This window comes from Flagellimonas amphidinii, from assembly GCF_013090115.1.
GTDB lineage: Bacteria > Bacteroidota > Bacteroidia > Flavobacteriales > Flavobacteriaceae > Flagellimonas > Flagellimonas amphidinii.
Genome location: NZ_JABFNN010000025.1, coordinates 97584 through 103914, shown reverse-complemented (window position 1 = coordinate 103914; position 6331 = coordinate 97584). Strand labels below are relative to the sequence as shown.

General features: G+C 39.1%; 5 protein-coding genes and 1 pseudogene. 5 read left to right on the top strand and 1 reads right to left on the bottom strand.

Going from position 1 to position 6331, the window contains the following annotated elements:
* Window positions 1-1210 (bottom strand): annotated as a pseudogene (locus HJC33_RS04230) (hypothetical protein); the annotation flags it as partial.
* A gap of 213 nt (window positions 1211-1423) precedes the next feature.
* On the opposite strand from HJC33_RS04230, the gene HJC33_RS04225 reads away from it, so the two are divergent.
* From HJC33_RS04225 to HJC33_RS04205, 5 genes are all read left to right on the top strand, one after another.
* Complete coding sequence (locus tag HJC33_RS04225; protein ID WP_171657553.1) at window positions 1424-2164, top strand: carboxypeptidase-like regulatory domain-containing protein; 741 nt, start codon at window positions 1424-1426, stop codon at window positions 2162-2164.
* The gene (locus HJC33_RS04220) at window positions 2154-2954 is read left to right on the top strand and encodes a carboxypeptidase-like regulatory domain-containing protein (protein ID WP_171657552.1); all 801 of its coding nucleotides are present in this window, start codon (window positions 2154-2156) and stop codon (window positions 2952-2954) included. The genes HJC33_RS04225 and HJC33_RS04220 overlap by 11 nt, the downstream gene beginning before the upstream one ends.
* 105 nt (window positions 2955-3059) lie before the next feature.
* The gene (locus tag HJC33_RS04215; RefSeq protein ID WP_246245483.1) at window positions 3060-3593 is read left to right on the top strand and encodes a DUF6702 family protein; all 534 of its coding nucleotides are present in this window, start codon (window positions 3060-3062) and stop codon (window positions 3591-3593) included.
* Window positions 3594-3653: 60 nt separating this feature from the next.
* Window positions 3654-5966, top strand: coding sequence for a M1 family metallopeptidase (locus HJC33_RS04210; protein ID WP_171657551.1), 2313 nt, complete (start codon window positions 3654-3656; stop codon window positions 5964-5966).
* An 86-nt stretch (window positions 5967-6052) separates the two neighbouring features.
* Entirely contained in the window at window positions 6053-6331 is a 279-nt protein-coding gene (locus tag HJC33_RS04205) for a Sec-independent protein translocase subunit TatA/TatB (protein ID WP_171657550.1), read from the top strand.

Genomic DNA, 6331 nt, shown 5'->3' with positions numbered 1-6331 from the left:
CGTTGACGGCACCTGCTGCGATGTCCGTAGATTCCACGGCCCCGGCAGCGATTTTGTCCGTTGTGACCGCGTCCGCGCCCAGTTCATTGTTGCCAATACCACCCACACTAACATCTAAAAGGTACGGACTTAGCTCGTCGCCTGCTCCAGATAATTCCAAAGTAGTGTCAGCTGGGCCGGTTACTTCATTTCCAATAACACCATCTGCCTCTGTTATATTCAATGCTGTTTCATTAACTAAAACCCAATTGGAGCCATCCCATTGCATCAGTTCTCCGGGATTTAGACCATTTTCTATTTTAACACGAGTTACTGCATCATTTACAATTTGGTCTGTTCCTACAGAACCCAATCCCATTTTAATAATGGTAATGGCATCATCTGCTATATCTTGGGTATCCACTTGGCCATCCTCAATTTTGGCCGAGTTAATGGCATTGTCGGCAATATCACTATTGTTGACCTCTCCATCAAGAATTTTATCGGTATTCACTGCATTATCTGCTAATTCATTAGTTCCAATACCACCCGCACTAACATCTAAAAGGTAGGGACTTAGCTCGTCGCCTGCTCCAGATAATTCCAAAGTAGTGTCAGCTGGGCCGGTTACTTCATTTCCAACCACACCGTCTAATTCAGTTACAGTGATTGCTGTTTCGTCCACCAAGACCCATTCATTGCCATTCCATCGCAGCAAATCCCCAGTATTTTCGCCATCAGCCAATTTATCAAAAGTTATGGTGGCATCAGATAATTGTAAACCAGTAATCGAACCTTGTTGAATTTCGTTGGCTCCGTTAATGGAGGTGTCTACAATATTATCTCCGGTAATTTGGTTAACTTCAAAATTATAGTTGGTGTCCGTTTGGGTAACCACCACGGTACTGTCGTTGGCAAAAGGATTAAAAATTGCATTGGTACTAACAGTGAAAGAATCATCAAAGGCTTCACAAATGTTGATCCATTCAATACCATTATAATAATGTACACATTCTTGATCGGTATTATAGACCAAAGCTCCTTTTAAGGGTGTAATACTATTCATTTGAGCATCCGTAACCCTGGTTATGACCAAGACCCTTGAGGTACTTTCCAGCTCCAATACAGAAGTTGGGTCTATATTTTGTGGATTGTCACCAATTTTAATTTGCCCAGAAAGGGTACTGACCATTAGCAAGCACATGGCCCAAAAGCTTAGTTGCGTTTTCACAGTGTTTGTTATTTGAGGATTTACAAACGTAATGGCAAAACTAATCTTATGCTTGGATTATTCTAACAATTACCGTCCAAATACCGAGTTCAAGGGTGAATGGAATGTACCTTTGTAGGATTAATTCTCAGAATTAACAAAAGTTTAGAGGTAGTTTATTTTTTTATATTCCGTTCAAGGGTTTTCTTTACCTTGGACCAAATGCCTAGATGTATGAGAAACTTTACAGTAGTTGTATTCTTTTTGATTTTTACCAGTATTTCCTTTGCACAGGACGGTAGAAAATTATTAAGAGGAAAGGTTTTATATCGCAGCTCTAATGTACCCAATGAAAATGTGATTAATTCAACTACCGGAACTGCCACGATTACCAATGAAAATGGGGAATTCATGATTCCTGTCAAGTTTGGGGACCAATTGGTTTTTACAGCGGTCAATTATCAATTGGAAATAGTGACCATTACGGACCAAATTTTGAAAAACAATCGATTGGTTGTCGAGGTAAATGAAAAAGTTCGAGAACTCGATGAAGTCATCGTCACACCAGAAAATCAGGAAAAATTTCTTGAAGTGAAGAACGAGGATTTTAAGGAATTTGAATACGAAATAGACCGGGGCACGGAGGTTCAGAATGTTGCTGAATCCAGAACGGTTAGAGGTATGCAGAATGGTTTGAATTTTGTCAACATTTTTAAGGCACTTTTTAAAGCTCAGAAAAATGAGGGCCAAGAAAGACCGGCCTTAAAGGTAAGTGAAGTGTTGAGACACGTTTATGACGATGAGTTTTTTGTGGTTGATTTAAAATTGCCGCAAGACAAAATAGACGCTTTCTTATTGTATTGTGATGATAAAATACCTTCACAGACCCTTTTGAGAAAGGAAAATGAATTTCAGTTGATTGATTTTTTGGTTACCGAGAGTAAATCTTACTTGGAAACTTTGAATGAAGAATAAGTCTCTTCTTATTATACTGTTTTCTTTTGTGGCTTTGACTGTCAAGGCGCAGGAGGTGACAGTGAAACAATTAAATGGCCAGGTGGTTGCCCAAGGCAAGGATGTAGTAGGTGTAGTAATTCAAAATAGTACTTCCCAACAAGCAGTGATCACAGATATTGATGGAAATTTTTCAATTACTGTTCAGCTTAACGATACCTTGGTTTTTTCTGCCGTTCATTTCAGAAAAAAAGTGCTACCTGTAAATGAAGTACTTTTCAATACCAGTTTTGTTACCGTTCCTTTGGAAGAATTTGTGAACGAACTGCAAGAAGTTGTGGTTAGGCCTTATAATTTGTCCGGGGATTTAAATCAGGATGTTACCCAACTTAACCTTCCCAAAGATGTAAGCGCAGAAGCATTGGGACTTCCCAATGCACAGCAAGAAATTCCCACCCAAAGTGAACGGAAGCTACAAGAAGCATCATCCGGTATGTATTCTCTCAGTCGTCCTTTGGCTGTTGGGCTAAGCCCCATCATCAATGCCATAACGGGTCGTACCAAGATGTTGAAAAACAGGGTAAAGGTTGATACACAATATGCACGTACACAACGGGTACAAGATTTTTATGTGGATTCCCTATTCGTTACCACTTTAAAGATTCCTATGGAAAAAGTAGAGGATTTTATGTATTTCTGCGAGGTAGATGAAAAATTTCAGCAAATAGTGGATTCCCATGACAAACTCAAGATATGGGATTTTATGGTAACGAAAAGTAGGGCATATCGAGAAAACAACAATCTGGATTAGTCTATTTTTGGCACACGCTTTGCACTTTTAGAATGGATAAATGAGGAATTCTTCCCAAAAATCGGATTGTAAAAACACCTAGAAAATTGTAACAAAATTGAAATAATGAAGACTATAAATACAATGTACATGAATAAGGCGATAAGGGTCACTGTTATACTCATGACCGTGACATTGTTTTCTTTTACTACTGCACATAAGTTTTATGTGAGCGTGACCAATGTGGTTTATTCTGAAAAAAATGCTGCTTTCCAGATTACCACCCGCATTTTTATTGATGATCTGGATGATCTTTTGTTGGAACGTTATGGGGTCGATGCCAAATTGGCAACATCTGAAGAATCCAAGGTCGCCGAGATGTATATTGAAAAATACATCAAGGCAAAATTCATTGTGGAATTGGATGGAGAAGTTGTGCCCTATACTTTCTTGGGCAAGCATTATGATGATGATGTGGTCATCTGCTATCTGGAACTGCCAGAGGTGAACCTTTCAGAAAAGAAAACAATTTCTGTCCAAAATGAAATACTAACCGATATGTTTGAGGAACAGCAAAACATTGTCCATTTTAAATGGAAAGGGAACAAAAAAAGTTTTGTGTTGATCAAAGAGAATAATAAAGGAATGTTAAACTTGTAACGCAATGTTAACAGTTGGTTAAAAAAAACTAATTTACCGCGACTTAAAATCAAATAGAAAATGAACAGATTCAAGTATTTTTTTGCTTCCGTGTTGTTCCTGATGGGAGCAGTGGCCATGGCACAGGAAGAAGGGAACACACCACCTGAAAAAGAACCAGGCCACTACAACCAAAGCAAATTCAAGCAGTTGTACGAGGAGTTTTCTACTCCCAACACTTACCGCTCCGCCTCTGGAGCACCCGGCCCTGATTATTACCAACAACAGGCCGATTATGTAATGGACATTGAATTGGACGATAAGAATGCCAGAATTCATGGTGAAGAAACCATTACCTACCATAACAATTCTCCAGACGATCTAGAATTTCTTTGGGTGCAATTGGACCAAAATGTAAGAGCAAAGGATTCAAAATCACCTTTGCGTAATGGAAATGGAGTGGACATAGCCTATACTGCTGGAAATTTCACTCAAACGTATATTAATGAACCTTTTGATGGTGGATTCAATATTGAGTTTGTAAAGGATGTCAATGGAAAACCACTTTCATATACCATCAACCAAACAATGATGAGGGTTAATATTCCTCAACCATTAAAAAGTGGAGAAAAAGTTTCTTTTTCCATCAAATGGTGGTACAACATTCCTGATCATACAGTAAACAGGGCACGTTCTGGTTACGAATATTTCCCAAAAGATGGTAACCGTGCTTATGTTATCGCACAGTTTTTCCCAAGAATGGCCCTCTACAGTGATGTAGAAGGATGGCAGAACCATCAGTTCTGGGGGAGTGGAGAGTTTGCTTTGACCTTTGGAAATTACGATGTGAACATTACAGTACCTGCCGATCATATTTTAGATGCTACGGGAGTATTGCAAAATAGGGACGAAGTTTTCTCCAAGGAGATGATGAAACGTTACAAGCAAGCCAAAAAGTCTTATGATAAACCTGTGGTGATTGTAACCCAAGCTGAAGCCGAAGCTGCTGAAAAAGGCTTTTCCGAGCAAAAGAAGACATGGAAATTTAAGGCTACCAATGTTCGTGACTACGGTTTTGCCACTTCCAGAAAGTTTGTTTGGGATATGCAGGCCGTTAAAATTGGTGGAAAAGATGTAATGGCGGTTTCCCTGTATCCAAAAGAAGGAAATCCACTTTGGGAAGAGCAATCTACAAAGGCAGTTGTTCAAACCTTAAAAACATACTCTAAACATACTTTTGATTACCCATACCACAAAGCCATCTCGGTACATGCTAAAAATCAAGGTATGGAGTACCCAATGATTTGCTGGAACTACGGTCGCCCTAATGAAGATGGTACGTATTCTGATAGAACCAAATACGGTATGATCAGTGTGATCATTCACGAAGTTGGACATAATTTCTTCCCTATGATCGTTAATTCAGATGAGCGTCAGTGGGGTTGGATGGATGAAGGTTTAGATACCTTTATGCAATATTTGGCCGAACAAGAATTTGGTAAAAACTACCCAGAGGTTATCGCACCAAATGAAAATTACCCATCTAGAAGAGGAGCTCCAGCTAAAATAGTTCCCTACATGAGTGGAGATCAAAGTTACATTTCCCCAATCATGTCCAATCCGGAAAATGTATACCAATTGGGTCCAAATGCTTATGGCAAACCAGCTACAGCTTTGAATATTCTTAGAGAAACTGTCATGGGACCTGAATTGTTTGATCATGCGTTCAAGACTTATGCACAGAGATGGATGTTCAAACACCCAACCCCAGAGGATTTTTTCCGTACTATGGAAGATGCTTCCGCAGTGGATTTGGATTGGTTCTGGAGAAGTTGGTTCTATACTACCGATTATGTTGATATAGGCGTAAAAGGTGTCAAAAAGTATTATGTGAGCAATGAGCCTACGGCCGAAATGAAAAAATATATGGAAGACAGAAATCTATCCGAATCTGATTTTCCTCCCTTGGTATATTTGGCTGAAGAGGACAGTGAGGACTTTATGCCTGAGCTCAAAGGAAAGTCACCAACAGAAACTTCACAAAACTTGAAGGAGTTTATGATGGACAACATGACCGAAGCTGAAAGATCTGATGTAAAAGAGCCTAAGTATTTTTATGAAATTACTTTTGATAAGCCAGGAGGCATTCCAATGCCTTTGATTGTTGAATATACCTATGCTGATGGGACCAAGGAGAATATCACTTATCCGCCAGAAATTTGGAGAAAGAATGATGAGGAGGTAAAAAGAGTCATTTCTTCCCAAAAAGAGTTGGTAGGTATTGTTATAGACCCTAAGTTGGAAACAGCAGATATTGATACAACCAATAATGCTTGGCCAAAGAAGGAAGAGAAATCAGACTTCGAGAATTTCAAGGAAAACATTAAGGGATAACATAATATCCTAAAACCTTTGTTAAGGCCCTGTGATTTCACAGGGCTTTTTTTATTTTCCATATAAGTTCTCATTATATTTGTTTCATGTATTTTCTATTCATCAGCGGTGCAGAAATCTTTTTTATCCTTTTTATTGTGGTAATGGTTTTTGGTGCCGATAAAATTCCCGGAATTGCCAAAGGTCTTGGTAAAGGTATGCGCCAGCTGCGCGATGCTACCGATGACATTAAACGGGAAATTCAGAAAAGTGCTGAAAGTCAAGGAATAGACACTGACTTTACCAAAGATATCCGGAAAGAACTGGATGAGGTCAAAAAAAATGTGGACGAGGTCACAGGCACTATAAAACGAAGCTCCAAGTAA

Excerpts from the sequence above, each read along its gene's own strand:
- HJC33_RS04205 (WP_171657550.1), top strand. The coding sequence starts at position 6,053 with ATGTATTTTCTATTCATCAGCGGTGCAGAAATCTTTTTTATCCTTTTT.
- HJC33_RS04225 (WP_171657553.1), top strand. The coding sequence starts at position 1,424 with ATGAGAAACTTTACAGTAGTTGTATTCTTTTTGATTTTTACCAGTATT.
- HJC33_RS04215 (WP_246245483.1), top strand. The coding sequence starts at position 3,060 with ATGAAGACTATAAATACAATGTACATGAATAAGGCGATAAGGGTCACT.
- HJC33_RS04220 (WP_171657552.1), top strand. The coding sequence starts at position 2,154 with ATGAAGAATAAGTCTCTTCTTATTATACTGTTTTCTTTTGTGGCTTTG.
- HJC33_RS04210 (WP_171657551.1), top strand. The coding sequence starts at position 3,654 with ATGAACAGATTCAAGTATTTTTTTGCTTCCGTGTTGTTCCTGATGGGA.